The sequence below is a fragment of the Aeromonas veronii bv. veronii genome, assembly GCF_000820225.1.
Classification (GTDB): Bacteria; Pseudomonadota; Gammaproteobacteria; order Enterobacterales; family Aeromonadaceae; genus Aeromonas; species Aeromonas veronii.
Window position 1 is genome coordinate 37,779 of record NZ_CDDK01000043.1, and the last position, 25,708, is coordinate 63,486.

The 25,708-nt window shown below is 60.9% G+C and carries 15 protein-coding genes; 4 read left to right on the top strand and 11 right to left on the bottom strand.

Going from position 1 to position 25,708, the window contains the following annotated elements; translation table 11 throughout:
- Positions 1–7: 7 nt before the first annotated feature.
- Positions 8–1,108, top strand: a complete 1,101-nt coding sequence (locus tag BN1139_RS18435) for an efflux RND transporter periplasmic adaptor subunit (RefSeq protein ID WP_005355072.1) — start codon at positions 8–10, stop codon at positions 1,106–1,108.
- Positions 1,105–4,212, top strand: coding sequence for an efflux RND transporter permease subunit (locus tag BN1139_RS18440; RefSeq protein WP_005355074.1), 3,108 nt, complete (start codon positions 1,105–1,107; stop codon positions 4,210–4,212). Before BN1139_RS18435 ends, BN1139_RS18440 begins: the two co-directional genes overlap by 4 nt.
- Here BN1139_RS18440 and BN1139_RS18445 read toward each other — a convergent pair.
- The 5 genes from BN1139_RS18445 to BN1139_RS18465 all read right to left on the bottom strand — a co-directional run bounded on the left by BN1139_RS18445 (position 4,197) and on the right by BN1139_RS18465 (position 13,846).
- The gene (locus BN1139_RS18445) at positions 4,197–5,324 is read right to left on the bottom strand and encodes a CobW family GTP-binding protein (RefSeq protein WP_005355076.1); all 1,128 of its coding nucleotides are present in this window, start codon (positions 5,322–5,324) and stop codon (positions 4,197–4,199) included. The two genes, BN1139_RS18440 and BN1139_RS18445, sit on opposite strands and share 16 nt — an antisense overlap.
- Before the next feature lie 9 nt (positions 5,325–5,333).
- Positions 5,334–6,728 (bottom strand): D-arabinono-1,4-lactone oxidase, encoded by a 1,395-nt coding sequence (locus tag BN1139_RS18450; protein ID WP_005355078.1) that lies wholly within the window; start codon positions 6,726–6,728, stop codon positions 5,334–5,336.
- A gap of 162 nt (positions 6,729–6,890) precedes the next feature.
- Positions 6,891–8,477: an EAL domain-containing protein gene (locus BN1139_RS18455; RefSeq protein ID WP_005355079.1), complete on the bottom strand. Its 1,587-nt coding sequence runs from the start codon at positions 8,475–8,477 to the stop codon at positions 6,891–6,893.
- Between the two features lie 280 nt (positions 8,478–8,757).
- The gene (acnB, locus tag BN1139_RS18460) at positions 8,758–11,355 is read right to left on the bottom strand and encodes a bifunctional aconitate hydratase 2/2-methylisocitrate dehydratase (protein WP_005355080.1); all 2,598 of its coding nucleotides are present in this window, start codon (positions 11,353–11,355) and stop codon (positions 8,758–8,760) included.
- A gap of 229 nt (positions 11,356–11,584) precedes the next feature.
- A complete protein-coding gene (locus BN1139_RS18465) occupies positions 11,585–13,846 on the bottom strand; it encodes a patatin-like phospholipase family protein (protein WP_005355081.1) in 2,262 nt (753 codons plus the stop codon).
- A 234-nt stretch (positions 13,847–14,080) separates the two neighbouring features.
- On the opposite strand from BN1139_RS18465, the gene BN1139_RS18470 reads away from it, so the two are divergent.
- Complete coding sequence (locus BN1139_RS18470; RefSeq protein ID WP_005355082.1) at positions 14,081–15,991, top strand: methyl-accepting chemotaxis protein; 1,911 nt, start codon at positions 14,081–14,083, stop codon at positions 15,989–15,991.
- Positions 15,992–16,075: 84 nt separating this feature from the next.
- Here BN1139_RS18470 and BN1139_RS18475 read toward each other — a convergent pair whose 3' ends face one another.
- From BN1139_RS18475 to ampD, 6 genes are all read right to left on the bottom strand, one after another.
- The gene (locus tag BN1139_RS18475; RefSeq protein ID WP_005355083.1) at positions 16,076–17,038 is read right to left on the bottom strand and encodes a sensor domain-containing diguanylate cyclase; all 963 of its coding nucleotides are present in this window, start codon (positions 17,036–17,038) and stop codon (positions 16,076–16,078) included.
- A 124-nt stretch (positions 17,039–17,162) separates the two neighbouring features.
- Positions 17,163–18,590, bottom strand: coding sequence for a dihydrolipoyl dehydrogenase (lpdA, locus tag BN1139_RS18480; protein ID WP_005355084.1), 1,428 nt, complete (start codon positions 18,588–18,590; stop codon positions 17,163–17,165).
- A 148-nt stretch (positions 18,591–18,738) separates the two neighbouring features.
- Positions 18,739–20,628 (bottom strand): pyruvate dehydrogenase complex dihydrolipoyllysine-residue acetyltransferase, encoded by a 1,890-nt coding sequence (gene aceF, locus BN1139_RS18485; protein WP_005355085.1) that lies wholly within the window; start codon positions 20,626–20,628, stop codon positions 18,739–18,741.
- Between the two features lie 119 nt (positions 20,629–20,747).
- Entirely contained in the window at positions 20,748–23,408 is a 2,661-nt protein-coding gene (gene aceE / locus BN1139_RS18490) for a pyruvate dehydrogenase (acetyl-transferring), homodimeric type (RefSeq protein ID WP_005355086.1), read from the bottom strand.
- Between the two features lie 79 nt (positions 23,409–23,487).
- On the bottom strand, positions 23,488–24,252 hold the full coding sequence (pdhR, locus tag BN1139_RS18495) for a pyruvate dehydrogenase complex transcriptional repressor PdhR (RefSeq protein ID WP_005336127.1): 765 nt from the start codon (positions 24,250–24,252) through the stop codon (positions 23,488–23,490).
- Between the two features lie 278 nt (positions 24,253–24,530).
- Positions 24,531–25,106: a 1,6-anhydro-N-acetylmuramyl-L-alanine amidase AmpD gene (gene ampD / locus BN1139_RS18500; RefSeq protein WP_005355087.1), complete on the bottom strand. Its 576-nt coding sequence runs from the start codon at positions 25,104–25,106 to the stop codon at positions 24,531–24,533.
- 130 nt (positions 25,107–25,236) lie between these two features.
- On the opposite strand from ampD, the gene BN1139_RS18505 reads away from it, so the two are divergent.
- Positions 25,237–25,707 (top strand): retropepsin-like aspartic protease family protein, encoded by a 471-nt coding sequence (locus BN1139_RS18505; protein ID WP_005355088.1) that lies wholly within the window; start codon positions 25,237–25,239, stop codon positions 25,705–25,707.
- Position 25,708 lies beyond the last annotated feature (1 nt).

Genomic DNA, 25,708 nt, shown 5'->3' on the forward strand with positions numbered 1-25,708 from the left:
TGATGTCATGACACTTTGCTTAATCCTGCTGGCGCTGTTACTGAGTGGCTGCAGCCCGGTCACAGAGTCAGAAGAAACACCCGCCCTGACCCGGGTGATCGCCCAGCCGCTGCAAGCCAGCGATCACTACCCGGTGCTGCACCGCTTCAATGGCCGGGTGATCGCCCCCGAGCACAGCCAGGTAGGCTTCGAGCTGGCAGGGCGGATTGCTACCCTGCACAAGGGACGCGGAGAGCCGGTCGCGGCCGGCGAGCTGCTCGCCACACTGGACACCCGGCTGCTGGCAGTGGAAGCCAAAGAGCTGGCCGCCCGGGCTGCCCAGAACGAGGCCGAGCTGACCCTTGCCCGGCAGACGCTCGACCGGCTCACAGCTCTGCGCCAGCAGCAGTTCAGCTCCCGTCAGGCGCTGGATGAACAGCAAGGCAAAGTCCGCATGCTGGAGGCAAGCGCCAACCAGCTGGCAGCCGCCCTCGAAGCCAACCGGGTCAAACAGGAGAAATCACAGCTGCGCGCCCCTTTCAACGGGATCGTAGTCAGCCGCGAGCAGGCATTGGGGGCCGTGGTGGCCGCAGGCCAGCCTCTCTTCTCCCTGACCCGCAGCGGCCAGTGGGAGGCCGATATCGGCGTGCCGGTGAAACAGGCCGAGTCCCTGATCGTCGGCCAACACTACCCCCTGCAAAGCGGGGAGCAATCACTGGAGGGGCGCCTGCTTAATCTGGGGGTACAAGTGGACGGGCAGACCCACACCCGCACCGCCCGCTTCCAGCTGACCCGGGGCGGCGAACAACTGGCAGAGGGGCAACTGATCACCCTGTTGCATCAGACCCGCGAGCCCACCCGCGCCTACGAGGTACCACTCACCGCGCTGACCCAGGGATTGCGCGGCAGCTGGACCCTTTATCTGCTCAACGACGAAACGCCACCCCGGGTGGTCAGTCGGGACGTCACTCTGCTGCAGCAAGATGGCGAGCGGGCCTGGATAAGTGGTGCCCTGAATGGACAGGAACAGCTGGTGACCGATGGCCTGCATAAACTGGTGCCGGGCCAGCAGGTCACCCTGACAACCAGCATGGATCATCAGGCAGGCCATCCGGAGCCACAGTCATGATCCGCCCGTTTATCGAGAATGGCCGCCTGCTGCTGTTGACGGTCGCGCTGCTGCTGACGGCCGCCCTTGCGGCATTGCAGACCCTGCCCAGAACCGAAGATCCCCAGCTCACCAGCCGTTTTGCCAGCGTGGTTACCCACTTCCCCGGGGCCAGCGCCGAGCGGGTGGAAGCGCTGGTGAGCGAGCCCATCGAGAACCGGCTGCGGGCCCAGAGCGAGATCAAGCTGATCGAGTCGAGCTCTCGCCCCGGTCTCTCCATCATCAATCTGGAGCTCAAGGATGAGGTCAGCGATGTCGAGCCCGTCTGGTCCAGAGTCCGTGATCGGCTGGCAGATCTTGCCGCCGGGCTGCCAGCCGGAGCCAGTGCCCCCAGGCTGGATGACGAGAAGGGCTACCCCTTCACCCGGCTGGTCAATGTAGTCTGGCGCGGGCCGGGCCAGCCGCAGCTGGATCGCCTCGCCCGCTACAGTGCCGAGCTGGAGCGCCGGGCTCGCCAGCTGCCGGGTACCGAATACGTCGAGCGGGTCGGGGCACCGCAGGAGGAGATCGAGGTGCGGTTCGATCCCCTCGCCCTCAGTGCCAGCGGCATGAGTGGCGAACAGCTTGCCCAGGCGCTGAGCGGTGCCGATGCCAAAGTGGCCGCCGGGGAGCTGCAGGGCAGCCACAATCGCTTTCAGGTGGAGATCCGTGGCGCCCTCGATACCCTGGAGCGGATCCGCCAGATCCCGCTGCGTACCGGCGAGCAGGGCCAGACCCTGCGCCTTGGCGAGCTGGCCGAGGTAAGACGTACCCTGCACCAGCCGGAGAGTCAGCTGGCCTTTGCCAATGGTGAACGGGCCGTGGTGGTCGGCCTACGCATGGCACAGGATCACCGCATCGACCTCTGGTCGGCACGGGTCGACACCATGCTGGCCCAGCTGCAACAGGACTTGCCGGATAATATCGGCCTCGTCACCAGCTTCGATCAGCAGCGTTATACCGATCAGCGGCTCAACACCCTGCTCATCAACATTGTGCAGGGCTTCCTCATCATAGTGGCCGTGCTGCTGGTGACCTTGGGGGTCAAGGCCGCCATTATCGTGGCCCTGTCGCTGCCGCTTACCGTGGCGTTCTCATTCGCCTGCATGAACCTGATCAATCTGCCCATTCACCAGATGTCGGTCACCGGTCTGGTGGTGGCGCTCGGGATCATGGTGGACAACGCCATCGTCATGGCGGATCGGGTGCAGTATCAGCGCCGCCACGGCATGGCCATGAGTGCCGCCGCACTGGAAGCCATCGGCCACCTCTGGCTGCCACTGCTGGGTTCCACCCTCACCACCATGCTCGCCTTTATGCCGATCATTCTGATGCCGGGCCCCGCAGGCGAGTTTGTCGGCGGCATCGCCTGGGCGGTGATCTGTTCGCTGCTGGGATCCTACCTCATCGCCCACACCCTGGTGGCTGGCCTCGCAGCCCGCTGGATTGGCAGTGACCAGGGGGGGCGCTGGTATCAGGATGGCTTGCACCTGCCCCGGGTGAGCGCCCGTTTCCAGCAGAGCATCGCCATGGCGCTGGCTCACCCCTGGCGTACCCTGCTGCTGGTCAGTCTGCTGCCCCTGCTCGGTTTCTGGGTGGCGGGCCGCCTCACCGAACAGTTCTTTCCCCCTGCCGACCGGGACATGATCCACATCGAGGCCAGCCTCTCCCCACAGGCGAGCCTGGCGCGCACTCGCGAGCTGGCACTGGGGATCTCCGCCGAGCTGGACAACCTCCCCGAGCTGGTTCGCCAGGATTGGGTGGTGGGCGACAACGCCCCCAGCTTCTACTACAACCTGGTACCCAGAAAACAGGGGCGGGCCGATTACGCCCAGGGGATGATCACTCTGCAGGATGCCGATGCCGCCGAGCGGCTCATTCCACAACTGCAGCAGCGGCTCGATGCAACATTTCCCGAAGCGCAGATCCTGGTGCGCAAGCTGGAACAGGGGCCGCCTTTCAATGCCCCGGTCGAGCTGCGGCTGTTTGGCCCCGACCTCGAACAGCTGCACCGTCTGGGAGAGGAGCTGCGCAGTCTGCTCGCCAATACCCCGGCAGTGGTGCAGACCCGCGCCACCTTGCAGGCAGGGGCCCCCAAACTCTGGTTGCAGGTCGATGAGGAGGCCGCCCGACTGGCAGGCATGAGCCTGACTGATGTGGCCTCCCGGCTGGCGGGCGCACTGGATGGCAGGTTGGGCGGCACTGTGCTGGAAGGCACCGAGTCAATCCCGGTACGGGTGCGACTGGCCGAGCCCTTGCGTCAGGATCCGGATGCGCTGCTCAATGTGCCGCTGTCGCTCACCGGCACCGGCCAGCAAGGGGCAGCCAATCTCACCTTGCGGGCGCTGGCCACTCCCGAGCTGCTGCCAAGCTGGGGGGAGATCAGCCGTCGGGATGGTGAGCGGGTCAATGTGCTGGAGGCCTATCTGGCGGTCGGCGTACTGCCGCAAACTGTGCTGGAGCAGGTCAAAGAGAGGCTGGCCGCCAAGGCGCTGGCATTGCCGCCAGGCTATCGACTGGAGTTTGGCGGGGAAGCCGCCAAGCGGGATGAATCGGTGGGCAATCTGATGGCCCATGTCAGCCTGGTCGCCGTGCTGCTGGTGGCCGTGCTGGTGCTCAGCTTCAACTCGTTCCGGCTGGCAGGCATCGTCACCCTGGTGGCGATCCAGTCGGCGGGGCTCGGGCTGCTGTGGGTCTGGCTACTGGGCTACCCCTTCGGGTTTACGGTGATCATCGCCCTGCTGGGACTGATGGGGCTGGCCATCAACGCCGCCATCGTCATTCTGGCCGAGCTGAAGGCAGACCCGCTGGCACAACAGGGCAATCTGCCGCAGATCCGTGATCTGGTGGCCGGTTGCAGCCGCCACATCGTCTCGACCACCATCACCACGGTGGGCGGCTTCATCCCGCTATTGCTGGGGGGCGGCGGCTTCTGGCCACCCTTTGCCATCGCCATCGCCGGTGGCACAGCGCTGGCAACCCTGCTCTCGTTCTACTTTGTGCCGGTGGCGTTCGTGCTGTTCAACCGCCGCCGTCCTGACCCGGTGCAGGAGAGCTGCAACGCGCAAGATCAGTTGTCGGGCTGACCCAGCATGGCTTTGAGCCGCTCTTCCAGAGTGGGCTCGGGGGCCTTGAGGGTCGCCATAAAGAGCTGCTCGATACCGGCCTTGTCCTGACTTTTCACGATAAACACCAGTCGGGACTGGGCCTTGCCCTCCGGCCAGTCGCCCAGCGCCTGCAGCGGATAGAGCTGGCCGTGTACGCCGTGGATCACCACCGGCTGGCTCTCCCCTTCCAGCTGCAAGATCCCCTTGAGCCGCAGCAGGGCATCGCCATACTGCGCCTGCACAGCATCGATGGCGGCCAGCAGGCGGGAGGGTTTGAGCGGCTCGCCAATACGCAAAGAGAAACTCTCGATGTTGCCGTGCTCGAAGTGAGTAGGCGCAGCTGTGCCTACCTTGGCGGCGAACGGTTGCATCTTCGGCTGCATCGGTGACGCCAGCCCCTGCTTGGGGGATTCGGTGCGCAGCCAGGCCAGCAGCTGGCGCACATCGCGCCCCGCCGCTTCGTTGTAGGCGCCGAGCTTCTCCAGCACCGCTGGCGACAGTTCGCCATTGGTCACCTGCTGGATGGGGGCCGCTGGATTGAGGGCCGCCAATTGGGCTTCGACCCGCGCCAGCTGCTCGCCGTCCACCAGATCCCCCTTGCTCACCACCAGCAGATCCGCCAGCGCCACCTGTTTCACCGCCTCATACTGGGCCGCCAACTGCTGCTCGATATGGCCGGCATCCACCACGGTAACAGTGCCATCGAAGCGGTAGCGCTGGGCGATAAAGCCCTCTTCCCTCAACGTGAACAGCACGGGGGCCGGATCTGCCAGACCGGTGGTCTCGATAATCAGCCGCTTGAACGGTTTGATTTTGCGCTGGATGGCCTTCATAAAGAGCCCCTGCAGCGCCTCCACCAAAGAGCCCTGCACCGAGCAGCAGATGCAGCCGGAGTCGAGCAGCATCACCTGCTCATCCACCTGTTGCACCAGATGGTGATCCAGCCCCACCGAGCCGAACTCGTTGATCAGCACTGCGCACTCGCCAAGCTCGGGCTGCTTGACCCAGTGGTTGAGCAGAGTTGTCTTGCCGCTGCCGAGAAAGCCGGTCAGCAGGGTCACTGGGATACGGGTATCTTGCATATCGGTCATGTCAGATCCTTACCGGTTGGCAAACAGGTCGCTGAGCCAGCGGTTTTCAAAGCGGCCGTGGGGGTCGAGCTCGGCTTTCAACGCCACGAAGTCGTTCCAGCGCGGCAGCAGGGCCGGGAAGTCGTAGAGATCCATCGCCAGATGCTTGCCGAAGTGGGGAATGCCGCCAAGGGGCGCCAGCAGTTGTTGCAGCTCGCGCATCTGCTCCATGGAGCCGTTGACGAAGGTGCCGTCCGCCGCCAGATAGACCAGAAACCCGATCCAGCAGACCGACTGGCCATAAGCGGCACTTAGCCAGGCCTCGGAAGGGCCGGTGCAACGCAGGATAAAGGGGTAGTGCAGCACGCCCGGGTTGGCCTCCTGCCAGGCCTGCAGGGTCTCCAGTGCCTCGTTCATCCGATGCAGCGGTACCGCCACCTCACAGTTGATCTGGGGGGCCGGGATCCCCTTGCAGAGAATTTGGTAGACGTTGCCCACCAGATCGGAGGCATCCTTGAAGCGGCGCACCGTCTCGAAGTGCTCGCCAGCCAGCGTCTCATCCTTGGTGTCTTTCGCCATCTTCTGCAAAGTGGCATCAATGGTGGCATTCATGCGGGCGTCGATATCGCCATCCAGCAGCAGCGGCTCGCTGCCGCCGGCGCGGTAACGGGCCACCTCCTCATCGGAGGCGGGATCCACCAGCCAGATATGGCTCTCGCCGGTCCAGGCAAACCACCAGCTCTTCACGAAGCCGTGCTCGCGGTTGAGCCGTTCGTTGTGCTCCAGCAGGAAGGGGTAGTCGGTGGTGAACTTGGCGCAGCGCATGATGCGGTTCGGTACGGTGCGCAGGGTGACGTCGAGCAAGATGCCAAGCATCCCCATCCCCATCACGAAGGCACCGAAGCGCGGATCGGTGCGATCCACCCGGATGATGTCGCCATTGGCCAGCATCACCGTCATCGCCTCCACCGCATCGCAGAGGGCAGACTGGTGCAGCCCCTGACCGTGGGTACCTGTGCTGAGGGCGCCGCCCAGGGTCTGGATGCCGATAACGCCCGGGGATGCGGGCAGCATCCGCTCCATGGCGATCAGCTCGGCATAAACGGTATCGAGCGGCGTCCCCGCCTGATAGGTCACGGTATCGGCGGTTTTGGCCAGCTGGCCGCGCAGGTGGTGCAAGTCCACCAGCAGCGCCTGACTGCCCTCGGCATAGACGCTGTGGATGGGCTCAAAAGAGAGGCCGGAGCCGATAAGGCGCAGTTTGCGCTCGGGGTGTTCCCGCAGCAGCGCTTGCAGCTCGTCGCGGCTTTTCGGGCGCCACACCTGATCCAGCGCGCCGAGGGGATTGGTTCTCGACCAGTTGAACAGCACCTCCCGATTACCGATCGCCTTGATGCTGTGAAATGCCTGGAACTGAACCGTCATACCGCGCCTCATCTTTTACTGACGTCAAAATGAGCGCTGATTCTACCGAAAAGCGAGCCGCAAGGCATGAAAAACAAGCCCCTGCAGTCGAGGGGGGATAGGGAGAGAGCACTCCCCTACCCTGCCAGACGGGAGCGTGGCCGCCCGTCTGTCACCGATAGATCAGGTGGCGTTCGGGATGCCTCGCACCCCATCTGGCTGGCGGGTTTGTGCCTCTTCCGGCAGCAGCTCCTCGCAGAACTGGCGCAGCGGCATGGGGCGGGCAAACAGGTATCCCTGTAAATAATCGACCCCTTTGGCCCTGAGGTAGTCAGCCTGACGCTCGCTCTCCACCCCTTCCGCCACCAGAGCCAGACCGAGCCGGGTCGCAAGATCGATCACGTTGTCCACGATATGTTCCGAGAGTGACTCGGTACCGATGCGGGCGATAAAGGATTTGTCGATCTTGAGGTAATCCACATGAAACTGCTGCAGGTAAGCCAGGCTGGAGTGGCCGGTACCAAAGTCGTCGATGGCGAGTTTGACCCCCATCTCGTCCAGCTGGCGGAACAGGGAGAGGGTCTGGGGATCTGACATCAACAGCTCCCGCTCGGTCAGCTCCAGCACCAGTACCACCTTGCCGGGGAGGAAGTGACCGAGGAAGGCGCGGCACTCGGCCAGCAGGGCAAAATCGTGGCAATGAGCCGCGCTGATGTTGAAGCTGATATGAAACCCATCGGGCAACTGCTCCTGAGAGCGGTTCAACCGTGTCGCCACCTGCTTCATGATATGGGTGGTCATGGGGACGATCAGTCCCGACTCCTCCGCTTGCGGGATAAAGAGATCGGGCCGGATCACCCCTTCATTGACATGCTCCCAGCGCATCAGCACCTCGGCGCCCATCATCTTGCCGTCGTGGCTGGCAATCAGCGGCTGCAAGTAGGGAACAAACTCCCTGGCTCGCAGGGCCCGTCGCAATTCATCTGTTGGCGAGCCGGGACGCCCCAGTACCCACCACACCAGCCAAGCCAGCAAAAGCGAGGAAACAGCCAGCCACGACAGCGCCACATGCCGCGCGGCCCACAGCGACTTCCAGTAGACCGGCATGGCATAACCGGCATGGATGGTGAAAGGATAATGGGATGAGGTGAGGGCCTGGCTGATCCCGCGATGGAGGGTGGGCGCCTCGCTCAGATAGCGGCCAGACTCATTGAGCCAGGCCGACCCCACCTGCAGATAGAGCGCACTGGATTTTCCGCTCATGGAGAGCATGAAGCTGAGCTGGGTACTGTCGATGGCACTCAAGGCGGCATCCTTGCCCTGTTCGGTGCGCACCACCAGCAGAGGGTGATTTTGCCGCACCCGGTTGCCACTCATCAGCAACAGCTTGCGGCCGGTGTAAATGGAGCCGTCATCGGCATCATTGGCCTCACCAAACAGCGAGGTGCAATTGATGATGCCGTTTCGCACCAGATTGACCGAACGCAGGAAAGGCTCGATGGCGACCTTCTTGCGCAGCACCAGCAGGTTGTCGCGACAGGGAGCATTCACCAGAGGCAGCACAGAGCGGTTGGCCTGCTCCGCATGATCCAGCATCGACTCCATCAGGGTTCTGGCCTTGTGGGCCGAGGCGCTGGATTCCGCTTTCAGCTCCTGCACATAATTGCTGTGGATGAGCCAAGCTCCCACCAGCAGCGGCAGGGTAAAGACCAGCAAGGCACCGCCGAAGCGTAACCCGGTTCGGGAGAGATCGATCCTGAACAGAAACATAAAGAACCACGCCGCAATTCGTCAGGCCTGCCAACGCAAGCACCCAGTGAACAGATATCCACTTTCCCTCGATAACGATGCCTCATCATTACCGCACATAACCGAACAACATAACCCAAAGCGTTTATAAAACGAACCACCAAACAGGTGGTTGGATCTCTCTAGCAAGGATCGTGCAAACAATCTTCAAAAAAGACGGTGAATAACACACAAATAAATAATGCCGCGTAAATACGCGGCATTATTGGCTTCTTATCGCGCAAATCGCGCAAGAACTCCGTTAAACGGCTTGTTGCAGGATCACCGCATCGGCCTTCTTGGTGTAGGAGGCGATCTCGTTGAAGTTGAGGTAGCGGTAAGTATCTGCCGCAGTGGCATCGAGCGCCTTGGCGTATTGCAGGTACTCCGCCACGGTCGGGATCTTGCCGAGGATGGCGGCAACGGCGGCCAGCTCCGCAGAGGCCAGATAGACGTTGGCACCTTTACCCAGACGGTTCGGGAAGTTACGGGTGGAGGTGGAGACCACCGAGGCCCCTTCCGCTACCCGCGCCTGGTTGCCCATGCACAGGGAGCAGCCCGGGATCTCGATGCGGGCACCGACGCGACCAAAGATGCCGTAGTAGCCCTCTTCGGTCAGCTGATCCTTGTCCATCTTGGTGGGCGGTGCGATCCACATACGGGTCGGCAGCTCGCCCTGATACTTCTCGAGCAGTTTGCCGGCGGCACGGAAGTGACCGATGTTGGTCATACAGGAACCGATGAACACCTCGTCGATCTTGTCGCCAGCCACGTCGCTCAGCAGACGGGCATCGTCCGGATCGTTCGGCGCACACAGGATCGGCTCCTTGATGGTGGCCAGATCGATCTCGATGATTTCGGCGTACTCGGCATCCTTGTCCGCTTCCATCAGGGTCGGGTTGGCCAGCCACTCTTCCATCCCCTTGATGCGACGGGTGATGGTGCGTACGTCGCCGTAGCCTTCGGAGAGCATCCATTTCAGCATCACGATGTTGGACTTCAGATACTCGATAATCGGCTCTTTATCCAGCTTGATGGTGCAACCGGCAGCGGAGCGCTCGGCGCTGGCGTCCGCCAGCTCGAATGCTTGCTCTACCTTCAGGGTCGGCAGACCTTCGATCTCGAGGATGCGGCCGGAGAAGATGTTCTTCTTGCCCGCTTTCTCGACGGTCAGCAGCCCTTTCTGGATGGCGGCGTAGGGGATAGCATGGACCAGATCACGCAGGGTGATGCCCGGCTGCAGCTCGCCCTTGAAGCGCACCAGCACGGACTCCGGCATGTCCAGCGGCATCACGCCGGTAGCAGCGGCGAAGGCCACCAGGCCGGAGCCCGCCGGGAAGGAGATACCTATGGGGAAACGGGTGTGGGAGTCACCACCGGTACCCACGGTATCCGGCAGCAGCATGCGGTTCAGCCAGGAGTGGATGACGCCGTCACCCGGACGCAAGCTCACACCGCCGCGGTTCATGATGAAGTCCGGCAGGGTGTGGTGGGTCTGTACGTCGATGGGCTTGGGATAGGCCGCGGTGTGGCAGAAGGACTGCATGGTCAGATCGGCGGAGAAGCCGAGGCAGGCCAGATCTTTGAGCTCGTCGCGGGTCATCGGGCCCGTGGTGTCCTGGGAGCCGACCGTGGTCATCTTGGGCTCGCAGTAAGTCCCTGGGCGAATGCCTTTCACGCCACACGCCTTGCCGACCATCTTCTGGGCCAGGGTGAAGCCTTTGCCGGTATCGGCCACCGGCTGCGGACGACGGAATACGGTGGAGAACGGCAGCCCCAGCGCTTCGCGGGCCTTGTCGGTCAGGCCGCGGCCGATGATCAGCGGAATACGGCCACCGGCGCGCACTTCGTCGATCAGCACGTCGGTTTTCAGTTCAAACTGCGCCAGCACCTGTTCGGTGCCGTGTTTGCAGATCTTGCCGGCATAGGGGTAGATGTCGATCACATCGCCCATTTCCAGCTTGGAGACGTCCACTTCGATGGGCAGGGCGCCGGCATCTTCCATGGTGTTGAAGAAGATCGGGGCAATCTTGCCACCCAGACAGACACCGCCAGCGCGCTTGTTCGGCACGAACGGAATGTCGTCGCCCATAAACCAGAGCACCGAGTTGGTGGCGGATTTACGGGAAGAGCCGGTACCGACCACGTCACCCACGTAGGCCAGCGGGAAACCTTTCTCTTTCAGGGCATCGATGGTCTTGATGGGGCCGACGGCGCCATCCTTGTCCGGGGTAATGCCGGGACGGGCGTTTTTCAGCATCGCCAGGGCGTGCAGCGGAATATCCGGGCGGGACCAGGCGTCCGGTGCCGGAGAGAGGTCGTCGGTGTTGGTTTCGCCGGTCACCTTGAACACGGTGACAGTGATCTTCTCGGCCAGCTCGGGGCGGGAGAGGAACCACTCGGCATCAGCCCAGGACTGCATCACCTGTTTGGCGTGGACATTGCCCGCCTTGGCCTTCTCTTCCACGTCGTGGAAGGAGTCAAACATCAGCAGGGTGTGGGAGAGCCCCTTAGCGGCAAGCGGCGCCAGGGTGGCGTGATCCAGCAGGTCGATCAGCGGTTGAATGTTGTAACCACCCTGCATGGTGCCCAGCAGTTCAACGGCTTCGGCGGCAGTCAGGATGGGAGAGTGGGCTTCGCCCTTGGCGACGGCGGTGAGGAAACCGGCTTTGACATAGGCCGCTTCATCAACACCGGGGGGAATACGGGAGGACAACAGCTCTTTCAGAAAGTCTTCTTCGCCAGCGGGCGGGTTCTTGAGCAGCTCAACCAGGGCGGCGACCTGCTCTGCATCCAGAGGTTTGGCAACCACGCCCTCGGCGGCACGTTCTGCGACGTGTTTACGGTATGTTTCAAGCACGACTAATTCCTCTTTGGTCTTTTTTTGGGGTTCGCCCACGCTCGCGGCGATCGTCCTTGCGGGACACCCCGTAGGGTGCTCCCCACTATATAAGTTTTAACGACTAATTAAAATCCAAACCCTGTTTACTTATTCACCACAAAATCGTAACCAATTAAACAGGCTGGTGTTTTTTGAAAATTAATTGAGCGCCCTCAACCAGAGTTAACAAATTGGCATCATTTCGGCATTATTCGAACGTACTGCCCAATTGCAGATAGAAGACGTCATTGCCCCCCTCCGCCATGCCGTAGCCGAGGAACACAGGGCCGAGGAAACTCTCCACCCCGACATAAAGCGAACCGGCGGTAAACGAGCTCTCCAGACTGATATCCTCACCCTTGTTCCAGACCCCCCCCTGCTCCAGAGATCCACCCAGATAGAGCGGCATCTTGAGGGCACCAAAGTCATTGTCTGCCACCCGATAGATGTAGCGCAGGCCACCAAACAGGCTATAGCGACCGCTCAGCTGGTAGCGCTGGAAACCGGAGAGGCGGAACAGCCCGCCCAGATCCTGAATATGCAGCGGCACCACCTCTTCACTGCCCGAGCCACCCCCTTCGAGGATCAGGTTGAGGCTGTGCCTGTCCCATGACCAGGGCTTGATCATCGAGAGCTGATAATTCCAGCCTTCACTGCGGCCATCTGCTGACTCGAGTCCATCCACACTGACGTGTGAGTGGCCCAGTTTCATGTCCCATTTCATCCCCTGATAGGGGAAATAGCGGCTATCCAGATTGTCGTGTTCAAAGCGGACATAGGGGCCCCACGCCGTGGCATCCATCTCCAGCCCCTTGAAGTTCTTCACATCAATCGTACCCAGTTGTCCCTCCAGCCCCATCGACAACCGGCTCCAGGGCTGGCGGTTCCAGCCCACCGCCAGATCGCCGCTGAAGAAGGAGTATTCGGAGTCGAGATAGCTTATCGAAACCGCCTCGGGATCCGGATTGGGGAAAAACAGGCGGCGCAGGGTCTGGTCATAGGCCAGACTCGCCTCACCATAGAAGGTCTGGGAGGGTTCGAGCGGGGTATAGAAGTCGGTCTTGATATGTTTGGCCGTGCCCAGCGACGCCTCGGTCAGCCACTCCGCCCCCCACTCGTTGACGTTGGTGAGGGTATAGGACATGCCGACGTTGTAGTTGGAGGTGTTCTCGAAGTCATCGGTGAAACCGAACTGGAAGTTGAGGTAGCCCGGCCCCCAGTTCTTCTCGCTGGCATCCACCAGCAGCACGTTCTCCCCGTCACGCTCCTCCACCTCGTAGGTGATGCGATCGAACGACTCAAGGGCATAGAGGCGGCGAATGCCCGCTTCCAGACTCTCGTTGGTCTGCACCTTGTCCGGCCGCACTTTCAGCATGGCGCGCACCGTCTCGTCGGAGAGGCGCGACTTGTTGATGATCTCCACCTTGTCGATGAAGTAGGCGGGCTGACCGCTACGCTCGGCACGGCGGCTCAGCTTCTGGTTGCGATAGGCGTTGTACTGCGCCTTGGTGAGCGACAGCTTATCGAGTTGCAGCGACACCTTGTCAGCCGCCGTCTCACCGATCTTGATCCCCTCCGGCATCCGGGCAAAGTCGGCGATCCCCATATCGCCAAACTCGGGGGCGATCAGAATATCCTTCGGTCCCATCAGCGCCTTCTGCTTGTCGGTGCCCACCTGGGTCATGTAGGTGGTGAGCTGGTCGATCATCGCCAACCCTGACTTGAGGGACTCCCGGGTACGCAGCTTGGCACCGATATCCACCGCGATCACCACGTCGGCCCCCATCGCCTTGGCGACATCCACCGGCATGTTGTTGACGCTGCCGCCGTCCGCCAGGATGTGCCCCTCCCACTCCACCGGCTTGAGGGCGCCGGGAATGGACATAGAGGCCTGCATCGCCTTGGCCAGGCTGCCGTGATCCAGCACAAAGGGGGTGACCGTCTCCATGTCGGTCGCCATGGCGCGGTAGGGAATGGGGAGATCATCGAAGCTCTCCTGCACCGGCAGGTTGGAGGTGGCCCCCCGCAGCAGGCTGGCCATGGATTGGCCCTGGAAGAAACCGTCCGGCAACTGGGTGGTATCGCCATTCACCCCGATGTCGGTGCGCAGCTGATACTGTTCGTTCTGCTGCTTTTTACGCAACGACAGCTCGTCGCGGCCAACCTTGTCCTGATACCCCTTGTTCCAGTCGATGGCCAAAGTGGTGCGTTCCACCTCCTCGGCACTGAGCCCCATGGCATACATCCCCGCCACATAAGAGCCCATGCTGGTGCCGACTATGATGTCAACCGGGATCCGTTTCTGCTCCAGCACCTTGAGGATGCCGATATGGGCCGATCCCTTGGCGCCGCCGCCGCTGAGCACCACCGCAATTTTCGGGCGATCCCCCTGTGCCGCCACAGCCAGCAGCGGGCAGGCCGCCAGCATCACCAAAAGCAGACGGGTCCATCCCGCACCTAAGCTGCGCATCATATTTTCCATATTATTCAGAGGGTCAGTCACCAAGGATGGCCTCTACTATAAGGGGCCCGGCAGTTAGCGCAACCGTCAATCCGCATCCCGCCTGTGCTGCATGGCGAAGGGGCACACCGCCGCCCCTGTGAGCGCAAACGTAATCCGCAAATAAAGGGCTGCAAGCCTCATGGGTAGCGCCGCGCTGCCGCTAATATGAGCGTCGTCAATCTCAACCTTTTGAGCACCTTTATGCTGGCAACCCTCACTCTTAAACAGAAAATACTGGCCACGGTCACCCTGGCCGTGGTCGTCTCCTGCCTGCTGGTAGGCTACTTCAGCCAACGCTCGGCCCAGCAACTGATCGAAAACCGGATGTTTGAGCAGGAGCTCCCCAACCTGACCCAGCGGATCAGCAAGGAGATTGAACAGGATCTCCACGGCATCGCCCAGGCCGCACGCCAACTGGCCACCGACCGCTTCATCCTCGACTGGGTGGATCGGGGCATGCCCAAAGAGCAGGAGCCAATCCTCATCAACCAGCTCAAGGATGTGGCCAACCAGTATGGTCTGGTGACCGCCTCCTTCGCCGATCGCCAGACCGCAGCCTACTACAACCAGGATGGCTTTCTGCGCAACCTGACCCCCACGCAAGATGCCTGGTTCTATGACTACACCAAGAGCCAGAAGGAGATGACCCTCAGCATCTTCCGCGAGAGCAACGGCGAGGTGAAGCTGTTCGTCAACTTCCAGCAGCTCTACGGGCGCGGGCTGGCCGGCTTTGCAAAATCCCTCGACACCATGGTGACCATGGTCTCCAACTTCCGGCTGGAAGAGAGCGGCATCGTCTTTATGGTCGATGGCAGCGGCAAGGTGAAGCTGCACCCCGAGGCCAACCGCATCGAGCGTGACACACTTGGCAACATTGCCAGTGGTGATACCGGCAGCCTGCTGGCCAAACGCCCCTTTGCCGTCATCAACGCCGAAGTCAATGGCGAGCCCATGGTACTGGCCAGCAGCTATATCCCGCTGCTCGACTGGTATCTGGTGGCCCAGGTGCCAGAAGCCGAGATCTATGCCGAGCTGGATCAGACCCGCAACGAGATCCTGATGATCTCGCTGGTGATTGCGCTCGCCATGGGGCTGATGGGGATGCTGCTGGCAGGCTCGGTTAGCCGCCCGCTCAACGAGCTGGCCCGCCTGTTCAAGGAGCTGGGCAGCGGCGATGGGGATCTTACCCAGCGCCTGAAAGTGGAGGGGCGTGACGAACTGAGTCAGGTCGCCACCGGCTTCAACAACTTCGTCGCCAAGATCCACGGCTCCATCGAGCAGGTGGCGGAGAACTCCCGCCAGCTCGCGGCCACCGCCAACGAGGTGGCCAACAAGGCGCAGCTGACCCAGCACAACTGTACTGCCCAGCGTGACCGCACCGTGCAGGTGGCCACCGCCATCCACGAAATGGGGGCCACGGTGAGCGAGATCGCCGGTAACGCTTCGCTGGCAGCCGAAGTAGCCAGACAGGCCAACGATCAGGCCGATGCAGGGGCAGTAGTGGTAGCGCAGGCGCGCCACGGCATCGTCGACCTCTCAGGCGAGATTGAGCAGGTGGCCGGGGTTATCGAGTCGCTGGCGAGCCAGACCGACTCCATCGGCAGCATCCTCGAAACCATCCGCAGCATCTCGGAGCAGACCAACCTGCTGGCACTGAACGCCGCCATCGAGGCCGCTCGCGCCGGTGAACAGGGTCGCGGTTTCGCCGTGGTGGCAGATGAAGTGCGCAATCTGGCCAACCGCTCCGCCGCCTCGACCGCCGAGATCCAGGGGATGATCAACCGCTTGCAGGAGCAAAGTGCCCGCGCTGTCAGCGCCATGGCGCAGGGGCGCAACCAGAGTCTGGAGGTGGTGAGCCAGGCCGATGAGGCCAACGCCGCCCTCGGCCAGATCACCGCCCATATCACCCAGATCAACGACATGAACATCCAGGTCGCCACCGCCACCGAGGAGCAGTCGAGTGTGGTCGGCGAGATCAACCGCAACGTGGAAGACATCAACCAGCTCACCATGGAAACCGCCGATATCGCCCACCAGCTGACCGAATCGAGCCGCAGCCTGCAGCAGCTCTCCGGTCAGCTGGACAAGCTGGTCGGCAACTTCCGGCTCTGACCCCGACCTTGACCTGAGTCCTCAACAACAGAGAGCGCCGTGGCGCTCTCTGTTGTTTTGGTGGCGGCTAATCCGGCATAGCAGTCAGCCCTTGCCATCCCGTTTGCGCTGATACATCAGCTCATCCGCGCTGGTGAGCAGCTCGGCCAGGGAGACACAGCCGCGCCCGTCATAGCAGACAATCCCGGTGCTGCAGGTCAGCGCATAGCCGCAACCACTGTGCTGATTGTGCTCGGCCAACATGGCATTGAAACGCTCATAGGCTAGTTGTGCCTGCGCCTCTAGCACATTGGGCAACAGGACGGCGAACTCATCGCCGCCCATGCGGGCAAACACGTCTGCGCCCCGAAAAGCCTGCTTGAGCAGAGTGGCAAAGGCGATCAGGGCCCGATCCCCTTCTGCATGCCCCCACCGATCGTTGATCCCCTTGAAGCCATTGAGATCCAGATAGAGCAGCGCCAGCGGCATCTGCAAGCGACCGGCCAGCGAGAGGCTCTTCTCCGCCAGCATCACGAACCCGCGCCGATTGGAGATCAGGGTCAACTCATCAATGGTGGCCAGCTGCACCGCTTCGAGCTCCCGCACCACCATCGCCGCCAGATCCTTGAGCAGCCCCACATCCTCGTCGCTCAATTCCCGCGGCACCGTATCGATGATGCAGAGCGTCCCCAGTTTGCAACCGTTGGCGATCCGCAGTGGCTGTCCGGCATAGAAGCGGATGCCGGGCCCACCCACCACCAGCGGATTGTCGGCAAAGCGGGGATCCTGCGAAGCATCCGGCACGATGAAGGTCTCATTGCCCATGATGGCGTGGCCACAGAACGAAATGTCACGTGCGGTCTCACTGACCTCCAGCCCGATACAGGATTTGAACCACTGGCGATCTTCATCCACCAGACTCACCAGCGCGATGGGAACATTGAACAGCCGTCTGGCCATGCGGGTCAGCCGGTCAAACCGCTCCTCGGCCTCGGAATCCAGCAAAGAGAGCCGCCGCAGGGTCTCCAACCGCAATGCCTCATCGGGGGGAATGGGGGCTTCTAGCATTGTGCCTCTCTCGTCTGTGCCAAAACCTATCTTTAGCATATGGGGCTTTGTCGAAGTCGGGGCAGCAAGGAGAAAACAAAAAGCCGCTCATTCGAGCGGCTTTTTAGACAAGCGGAGAAGAAAATTACTTTTTCTTCTTGGCCTTGGCGTTCGGCAGATCGGTGATGGAGCCTTCGAACACTTCGGCAGCCAGACCCACGGACTCGTGCAGAGTCGGGTGAGCGTGGATGGTCAGCGCGATATCTTCGGCGTCAGCACCCATCTCGATGGCCAGACCGATTTCACCCAGCAGTTCACCACCGTTGGTACCGACGATGGCACCACCGATGACGCGGCCGCTCTCCTTGTCGAAGATCAGCTTGGTCATGCCGTCGGAGCAGTCGGACGCGATGGCGCGGCCGGAAGCAGCCCACGGGAAGGTGGCGACTTCGAAGTTCAGGCCTTGTTGCTTGGCTTCCTTCTCGGTCAGACCAACCCATGCCATCTCTGGCTCGGTGTAGGCGATGGACGGGATCACTTTCGGGTCGAAGTAGTGCTTCTTGCCGGCGATAACTTCGGCGGCAACGTGACCTTCGTGAACACCTTTGTGTGCCAGCATCGGTTGGCCAACGATGTCACCGATGGCGTGGATGTGCGCCACGTTGGTACGCAGCTGCTTGTCCACCTCGATGAAACCGCGCTCGGTCACCGCAACGCCTGCCTTCTCGGCATCCAGCATCTTGCCGTTCGGCACACGACCTACGGCAACCAGCACGTTGTCGTAACGAACCGGTTCGGCCGGAGCGTGCTTGCCTTCATAGGAGACGTACAGGCCGTCTTCGCGAGCTTCAACTGCGGTGACCTTGGTCTCCAGCATGACGTTGAATTTCTTGGCGACGCGCTTGGTGTAGATCTTGACGATGTCTTTGTCGGCAGCCGGAACCAGCTGGTCGGCAAATTCCACCACGTCGATCTCGGAACCCAGAGAGGAGTAAACGGTACCCATCTCCAGACCGATGATGCCGCCACCGATAACCAGCAGTTTGCCGGGAACGGTTTTCAGCTCCAGCGCATCGGTAGAGTCCCATACGCGCGGGTCATCGTGGGGGATGAACGGCAGCTTCACCGGACGGGAACCGGCCGCGATGATGGCGTTGTCGAAGGTCACGGTAGTCTTGCCGTCTTCCCCGGTCACTTCGAGCGTGTTCGGGCCGGTAAATTTACCCAAGCCGTTAACAACCTGAACTTTACGCATCTTGGCCATGCCAGCCAAACCGCCGGTCAGCTGGTTGATAACCTTCTCTTTCCACAGACGAATCTTGTCGATGTCGGTCTGCGGTGCACCGAAGACGATGCCGTGCTCGGCCAGTGCCTTGGCTTCTTCAATCACTTTAGCAACGTGCAGCAGCGCCTTGGAGGGGATGCAGCCCACGTTCAGGCAGACGCCACCCAGGGTGGAGTAACGCTCGACGATAATAGTATCCAGACCCAGATCGGCTGCACGGAAAGCAGCGGAATAACCGGCAGGGCCAGCACCCAGTACTACGACCTGGGTTTTGATTTCTTTACTCATCATGACCTCTTTGTCGTTCTTATATCCCCGGACAGCGCAGTCTTATACCGAAACGGGTGGCTGCAGCCGTGAAAAAAACGGGGCAAGTTTACGATCATGTTAATGAAATGAGAAGTAAAAAGGGCAGGCTCTGGGCCCGCCCTCTCACTTACAGGACCAGTCGACGAATGTCGGACAGCACGCCGTTCATGGTGGTGATGAAGCGAGCCCCATCGGCACCATCGATCACACGGTGGTCATAGCTCAGAGCCAGCGGCAGCATCAGGCGCGGCGCAAACTCTTTGCCGTTCCACTTCGGCTTCATCTCGGACTTGGAGACACCGAGGATGGCCACTTCCGGCGCGTTGACGATCGGGGTAAAGCTGGTACCGCCGATGCCACCCAGGCTGGAGATGGTGAAGCAACCGCCCTGCATATCGGCAGCGGTCAGCTTGCCGGCACGGGCCTTCTTGGAGATCTCGGCCAGATCGCGAGACAGCTCCATGATGCCCTTCTTGTTAACATCGCGCACCACGGGCACAACCAGACCGTTGGGGGTATCAACCGCCACACCGATGTGGATGTACTTCTTCATGATCAGCTTGCTGCCATCTTCGGACAGGGAGCTGCAGAAGCGCGGGTGAGCTTCCAGCGCCTTGGCGGCGGCTTTCAGGATGAACACCAGCGGGGTGATCTTCACGTCGGCCTTCTGCTTCTCGAGCATCGCATTCTGCTCTTTGCGGAATGCTTCCAGCTCGGTGGTATCGGCTTCGTCGAACTGGGTGACATGAGGGATCATGACCCAGTTGCGGTGCAGGTTCGGACCGGAGATCTTCTGGATGCGGGTCAGCTCGACCTCTTCCACATCACCGAACTTGCTGAAGTCTACTTTCGGCCACGGCAGTACGCCCAGACCGTTGCCACCGGCTACGCCGGCAGAGGCAGGAGCGGACTCGGCACGCTTGATGGCATCCTTCACGTAGGCTTGCACGTCTTCTTTGACGATGCGGCCCTTGCGACCGGAGGCTTTCACCTTGGCCAGGTTGACGCCGAACTCGCGCGCCAGACGGCGTACTGCCGGAGAGGCGTGCACGTAAGCGTCGTTGGCAACGAAATCGGTCGCAGCGGCAGTAGCCTGGGCAACCGGAGCCGGAGCAGCGGCAACAGGGGCTGCAGCGACCGGAGCGGCAGCTTGAGCAACCGGCGCGGCAGCAGGAGCAGCGCCAGCCACTTCGAATACCATGATCAGGGAACCGGTGGAGACCTTGTCACCCGCCTTCACCTTGATCTCTTTGACCACACCGGCGAACGGCGCAGGCACTTCCATGGAGGCCTTGTCACCTTCCACGGCGATCAGGGACTGATCGGCTTCAACCTTGTCACCCACCGCAACCATGATCTCGGTGACTTCCACTTCGTCGCCACCGATATCCGGTACGTTGACCTCTTTGGCAGCAGCGGCAACCGGGGCAGCAGCCACGGGCGCGGCAGCTTGAGCCGGAGCAGCAACGGCAGCAGGCGCAGCGCCAGCCACTTCAAAGACCATCACCAGAGAACCGGTAGAGACCTTGGCGCCAGCGGCAACCTTGATCTCGACTACGCGGCCTGCGAACGGAGCCGGTACTTCCATGGAGGCCTTGTCACCTTCCACGGCAATGATGGACTGGTCAGCTTCAACCATGTCGCCCACGGCAACCATGATTTCAGTCACGTCCACTTCGTCGTCACCGATGTCCGGCACGTGCACATCTTTGCGCACGGCAGCGGCAGGTGCGGCGGCCGGAGCAGCAGCAACCGGTGCAGCCACTTCAGCAGGGGCGGCAGCGCCTTCGGCTTCGAAGATCATGATCTGGGAACCGGTGGCAACCTTGTCGCCCACCTTGATCAGGATCTCTTTGACGATACCGGCGGACGGGGCCGGTACTTCCATGGAGGCCTTGTCGCCTTCTACCGCGATGATGGACTGGTCCAGCTCGACCTTGTCACCCACGGCCACCATGATCTCGGTGACTTCAACTTCATCGGCGCCGATATCCGGCACCATAATCTGTTTGGACATTGTGCTTTATCCTCTTGCGTCGATCCGCGTGGCTGGCTGATGCCGCCACGCACATCTCGCGTTAACCGTTTTAAATCCTGGCAGGGTCGCGCCGTATGACGGCGCGCCCCTTGATCCACTTACGCGTACAGCGGGTTGACCTTGTCGGCATCGATGCCGTACTTGGCGATGGCGTCGGCCACAACCTGCTTGTCTACCTCGCCGCGCTTGGCCAGTTCGGTCAGAGCAGCAACCACCACGTAGAACTCGTTCACTTCGAAGTGACGACGCAGGTTGGCACGGCTGTCGGAACGGCCGTAACCGTCGGTACCCAGCACGCGGTAGTTCTCGGTCGGAACGAAGGCGCGAACCTGATCGGCGAAGGACTTCATGTAGTCGGTCGCAGCGATGGTGGCTTCGGAACCCAGTACCTGAGCGATGTACGGTACGCGAGCTTCGGCAGTCGGGTGCAGCATGTTCCAGCGATCCGCGTCCTGACCGTCACGAGCCAGCTCGTTGAAGGAGGTGACGCTGAACACATCGGAACCGATGCCGTACTCGCTGGCCAGGATCTGGGCAGCCTTGCGCACGTGACCCAGGATAGAACCACAACCCAGCAGCTGAACTTTCGCCTTGGCACCGGCTACGGATTCCAGCTTGTAGATACCCTTGCGGATGCCTTCCTCGGCGCCTTCCGGCATGGCCGGCATGGCATAGTTCTCGTTCAGGGTGGTGATGTAGTAGAACACGTTCTCCGGGTTCTCACCGTACATGCGGCGCAGGCCGTCCTGTACGATCACCGCCACTTCATAGGCGTAGGACGGGTCGTAGGAGATGCAGTTCGGGATGGTGTTCGCCAGGATGTGGCTGTGACCATCTTCGTGCTGCAGACCTTCGCCGTTCAGGGTAGTACGACCGGAGGTCGCACCCAGCAGGAAGCCACGGGCTTGCTGGTCACCGGCTGCCCACGCCATGTCGCCGATCCGCTGGAAGCCGAACATGGAGTAGTAGATGTAGAACGGGATCATCGGGCAATCGTTGGTGCTGTAAGAGGTCGCAGCAGCCAGCCAGGAGGACATGGCGCCCAGCTCGTTGATACCGTCTTGCAGAACCTGACCCTGCTTGTCTTCCTTGTAGTAGGAGACGATGTCGCGGTCTTGCGGGGTGTATTGCTGACCGTGCGGGCTGTAGATACCGATCTGGCGGAACAGACCTTCCATACCAAAGGTACGGGCTTCGTCAGCCAGGATCGGCACGATGCGCTTGCCGATGGACTTGTCTTTCAGCATCACGTTCAGGGAACGCACGAACGCCATGGTGGTGGAGATTTCGCGCGCCTGCTCGCCCAGCAGCGGACCGAAGGCATCCAGCGCCGGGATTTCCAGCTTGGTGGTGCTTTCGCGCAGACGGGTCGGCACATAGCCTTTCAGTGCTGTGCGACGGTCGTGCAGGTATTTGTGCTCGGCAGAACCGGCTTCGATCTTCAGGTAAGGCAGATCGGCCAGCTGCTCGTCGGCCACCGGCAGGTTGAAGCGGTCACGCAGGTGACGCACGGAGTCCAGCTCCATCTTCTTGACCTGGTGAGCGATGTTCTTGCCTTCGGCCGCTTCACCCATGCCGTAACCCTTGATGGTCTTGGCCAGAATAACGGTCGGCTTGCCCTTGGTCTGGGTCGCCTTGTTGAACGCGGCGAACAGTTTGCGAGGATCGTGACCACCGCGGTTCAGGGCGAAGATCTCCTCGTCGGTCATGTCTTTGACCAGCGCGGCAGTTTCCGGATAACGGTTGAAGAAGTGCTCGCGGATGTAGCCACCGTCGCGGGACTTCATGGTCTGGTAGTCACCGTCCACAGTCTCGTTCATCAGCTGGATCAGCTTGCCGGAAGTGTCTTTCTTCAGCAGCTCATCCCACTTGCGACCCCAGATAACCTTGGTGACATCCCAACCGGCGCCAGCGAACAGGCCTTCCAGCTCGTTGATGACCTTGCCGTTACCGACAACCGGACCATCCAGACGCTGCAGGTTGCAGTTAACCACAAACACCAGGTTGTCGAGCTTTTCACGCACGGCAACGGTCAGGGCACCCTTGGCTTCCGGCTCGTCCATCTCGCCGTCCCCCAGGAAGGCGTAAACGGTCTGCTCGGAGCAATCCTTGATGCCACGGTCGGTCAGGTACTTCAGGAAGCGAGCCTGATAGATGGCGGCGATGGGGCCCAGACCCATGGATACGGTCGGGAACTGCCAGAAGTCCGGCATCAGTTTCGGGTGCGGATAGGAAGGGATACCCTTGCCGTCCACTTCCTGACGGAAGTTGTCCAGCTGCTCTTCGGTCAGACGACCTTCAGCAAAGGCACGAGCATAGATGCCCGGGGAGATGTGACCCTGGAAGTAAACCAGATCGCCACCATCCTTCTCGTTGCGAGCACGGAAGAAGTGGTTGAAGCAGACATCATAGATGGTCGCAGAAGAAGCGAAGGAAGACATGTGACCACCCAGGTCCAGGTCTTTCTTGGACGCGCGCAGCACGATCATCATGGCGTTCCAGCGGATGATGGCACGAATGCGGCGTTCCATCTCCAGGTCACCCGGGTAATCCGGCTCGTCGCTGGACGGGATGGTGTTGATGTAATCGCGATTTGCCTTGGCAGCCACGTCCACACCGCTTACGCGGGCTTTCTCGGCCAACTGTTCAAGGATGAACTGAGCGCGTTGCGGACCCTCTTCACGCAGCAGGGATTCCAGAGAGGCAAGCCACTCCAGCGTTTCTATCGGGTCCACATCGTTCTTCAGGATATCAGACATGGCTGGTTCCTATGTTGTTGTGATTGCACGGCATTGCACGGCGAAGGGCGCAAGCATTCGACAATAAAGCCTTGTGGGATTAGTTTTCCTGCTGACGGATCCGACGCATGGATCGCTGGATCCGGCTGTCTTCCCTCTGCATATCCAACAAGGTGTCCTCGATAAAGGCCAGATGCTCATGACAAGCTGTTCTGGCCCGCTCCGGAGCCCCCGAAAGAATAGCCTCGATCAGATTCGCGCGATGGCGACGTATCTTGGCTACCACTCCCGGGCGGCGATTCAAAATCTCGTTATTCTGCAGAATGTTCTGTTCGAGCATCGGGCTCATGGCCCTCAGCAGGTGCAGCAGCACCACGTTGTGGGACGCCTCGGCCACCGCCAGATAGAACTGGGTGACGGCTGCCGATTCGGCCACCAGCGAGCCCAGCTGGCCCGCCTCTTCGATGGTGGTTTGCACCTGACGAATACGCTCGAAATCAGACCCGGTTCCCCGCAAGGCCGCGTAGTAGGCACAGATGCCCTCCAGCGCGTGGCGAAACTCCAGCAGGTCATACTGGGCTTCCGGGTGGGTACTGAGCAGTTCGAACAGAGGATCCGCGATCCCCTTGCTCAGGGCATTCTGCACATAAGTGCCGCCGCCCTGACGGCGATAAAGCAATCCGCGCGCTTCCAGTCGCTGGATGGCTTCGCGCAAGGAGGGGCGCGATACCTGAAACTGGATGGCGAGTTCCCGCTCGGGAGGCAATTTCTGCCCCGGCTGCAGGCTGCCTTCCAGAATCATCTGTTCCAGCTCGGCGACAATGGAGTCGGCCAACTTGGGTTGCGTAATCTTGCGATAGGGCATGAGGCTACTTTGTTAAATTGGTATTACCAATTTTATGGATGGGGCGAAAATTAGCAGAGGCCTTTTGAAAAGTCCACTCAAAAGATGATCTGAGTCAAGAATCAGCCCCACCACTTAAGAGGTAAAGCAGGGGAAACATGATTTAGCTCATAGAAAATGGTCTGACCAATATTCTTGACCGCGCTCACAAATAACATTTGCGCAACCATAGACAAAAATGGCCTGCCAGATAGGCAAGCCATTGATTTTAAAATCCAAACTAAATTTGAATATTTACTTTAGCTGTTTAGTAATTGCCGGTAGTAATCCCACTGAAAACTGGCTCCGGGATCCGTCTTGCGCCCTGGTGCGATATCGCAATGGCCGACAATTTTTTCGTGGGTAATCGCCGGATAGCGCTCTGAGATGGCTCGGGTGAGCCCCGCCAGCGCCCGGTACTGAGCCTCGGTATAGGGGGTTTCGTCAGTCCCTTCCAGCTCGATGCCAATGGAGAAGTCATTACATGCCTCCCTCCCCTGCCAGCTCGAGACACCTGCATGCCAGGCGCGAGCGCCAAACGGTACATACTGCACCAACTCGCCATCACGGCGGATCAGGCAATGAGCCGAAACCCGCAGCTGATGGATACCGGCAAAATAGGGGTGAGCCTCCGGGTCGAGTCGCCCCATAAAGAGATCGTCGATAAAGGGGCCACCAAACTCCCCCGGCGGCAGACTGATGCCATGTACCACCAGCAGGGAGATATCATCCGGCGAGGCCCGTTCGTTGTGATGGGGAGAAGGCACTCGGCGCGCCTGCTGGCACCAGCCAGCGGCATCGATAGAGAAACAAGGTTGCGAAGCGAGTTGAATCATCGGCTACTCGAGTTGGCTGATAAATGGCGAGAAAACGAAGAGACCTGATAGGCAACCCGCCACCAACTCACTGAATCAACGGGAAATGGTATGTTAGGCTGAGTCATCTTCCGCTCGATATGGATAGGGTATGCAGCACACGGCACGCTGGATGTGGTTACTGACCTGGCTCTCTTTGATGGGCCTGCTGACCCTCTATTTTCACTCCCGCAACCAACCGAGCGTCACCGCCAGCGGCGAGCTGTTGCTGCGGGCCGACCAGAGCGGCCACTATCGTCTGGAGGGTGCCATCAACGGCCAGCCGGTGCAACTGTTGCTCGATACCGGCGCCACCCGGATCACCATCCCGCAGCAGGTTGCCGAGCGGCTCGGCCTGACCGCTTATGGCAGCAGCCAGGTCAATACCGCCGCAGGGCAGATCCGGGTTGGCAACGGCACCATCGAAACGCTGGCGATGGGGCCATTGACCTTGTACGATCTGGCCATCTTTATCAATCCGGCGGCAGACGGTGACGAAGTGCTGGTTGGCATGAACGCCCTCGGTCGGCTGGAGCTGGTTCAAAAGGAGCGGCAACTGCTGCTCAGACCCTTGCAGGAATAAG

Coding starts and splice junctions, on each gene's coding strand:
- aceF (WP_005355085.1), bottom strand. CDS start 20,628: ATGTCCAAACAGATTATGGTGCCGGATATCGGCGCCGATGAAGTTGAA.
- BN1139_RS18445 (WP_005355076.1), bottom strand. CDS start 5,324: ATGACCGATATGCAAGATACCCGTATCCCAGTGACCCTGCTGACCGGC.
- BN1139_RS18455 (WP_005355079.1), bottom strand. CDS start 8,477: ATGTTTCTGTTCAGGATCGATCTCTCCCGAACCGGGTTACGCTTCGGC.
- BN1139_RS18440 (WP_005355074.1), top strand. CDS start 1,105: ATGATCCGCCCGTTTATCGAGAATGGCCGCCTGCTGCTGTTGACGGTC.
- pdhR (WP_005336127.1), bottom strand. CDS start 24,252: ATGCCCTATCGCAAGATTACGCAACCCAAGTTGGCCGACTCCATTGTC.
- BN1139_RS18505 (WP_005355088.1), top strand. CDS start 25,237: ATGCAGCACACGGCACGCTGGATGTGGTTACTGACCTGGCTCTCTTTG.
- BN1139_RS18450 (WP_005355078.1), bottom strand. CDS start 6,728: ATGACGGTTCAGTTCCAGGCATTTCACAGCATCAAGGCGATCGGTAAT.
- BN1139_RS18465 (WP_005355081.1), bottom strand. CDS start 13,846: ATGCGCAGCTTAGGTGCGGGATGGACCCGTCTGCTTTTGGTGATGCTG.
- ampD (WP_005355087.1), bottom strand. CDS start 25,106: ATGATTCAACTCGCTTCGCAACCTTGTTTCTCTATCGATGCCGCTGGC.
- BN1139_RS18435 (WP_005355072.1), top strand. CDS start 8: ATGACACTTTGCTTAATCCTGCTGGCGCTGTTACTGAGTGGCTGCAGC.
- lpdA (WP_005355084.1), bottom strand. CDS start 18,590: ATGAGTAAAGAAATCAAAACCCAGGTCGTAGTACTGGGTGCTGGCCCT.
- BN1139_RS18470 (WP_005355082.1), top strand. CDS start 14,081: ATGCTGGCAACCCTCACTCTTAAACAGAAAATACTGGCCACGGTCACC.
- aceE (WP_005355086.1), bottom strand. CDS start 23,408: ATGTCTGATATCCTGAAGAACGATGTGGACCCGATAGAAACGCTGGAG.
- BN1139_RS18475 (WP_005355083.1), bottom strand. CDS start 17,038: ATGCTAGAAGCCCCCATTCCCCCCGATGAGGCATTGCGGTTGGAGACC.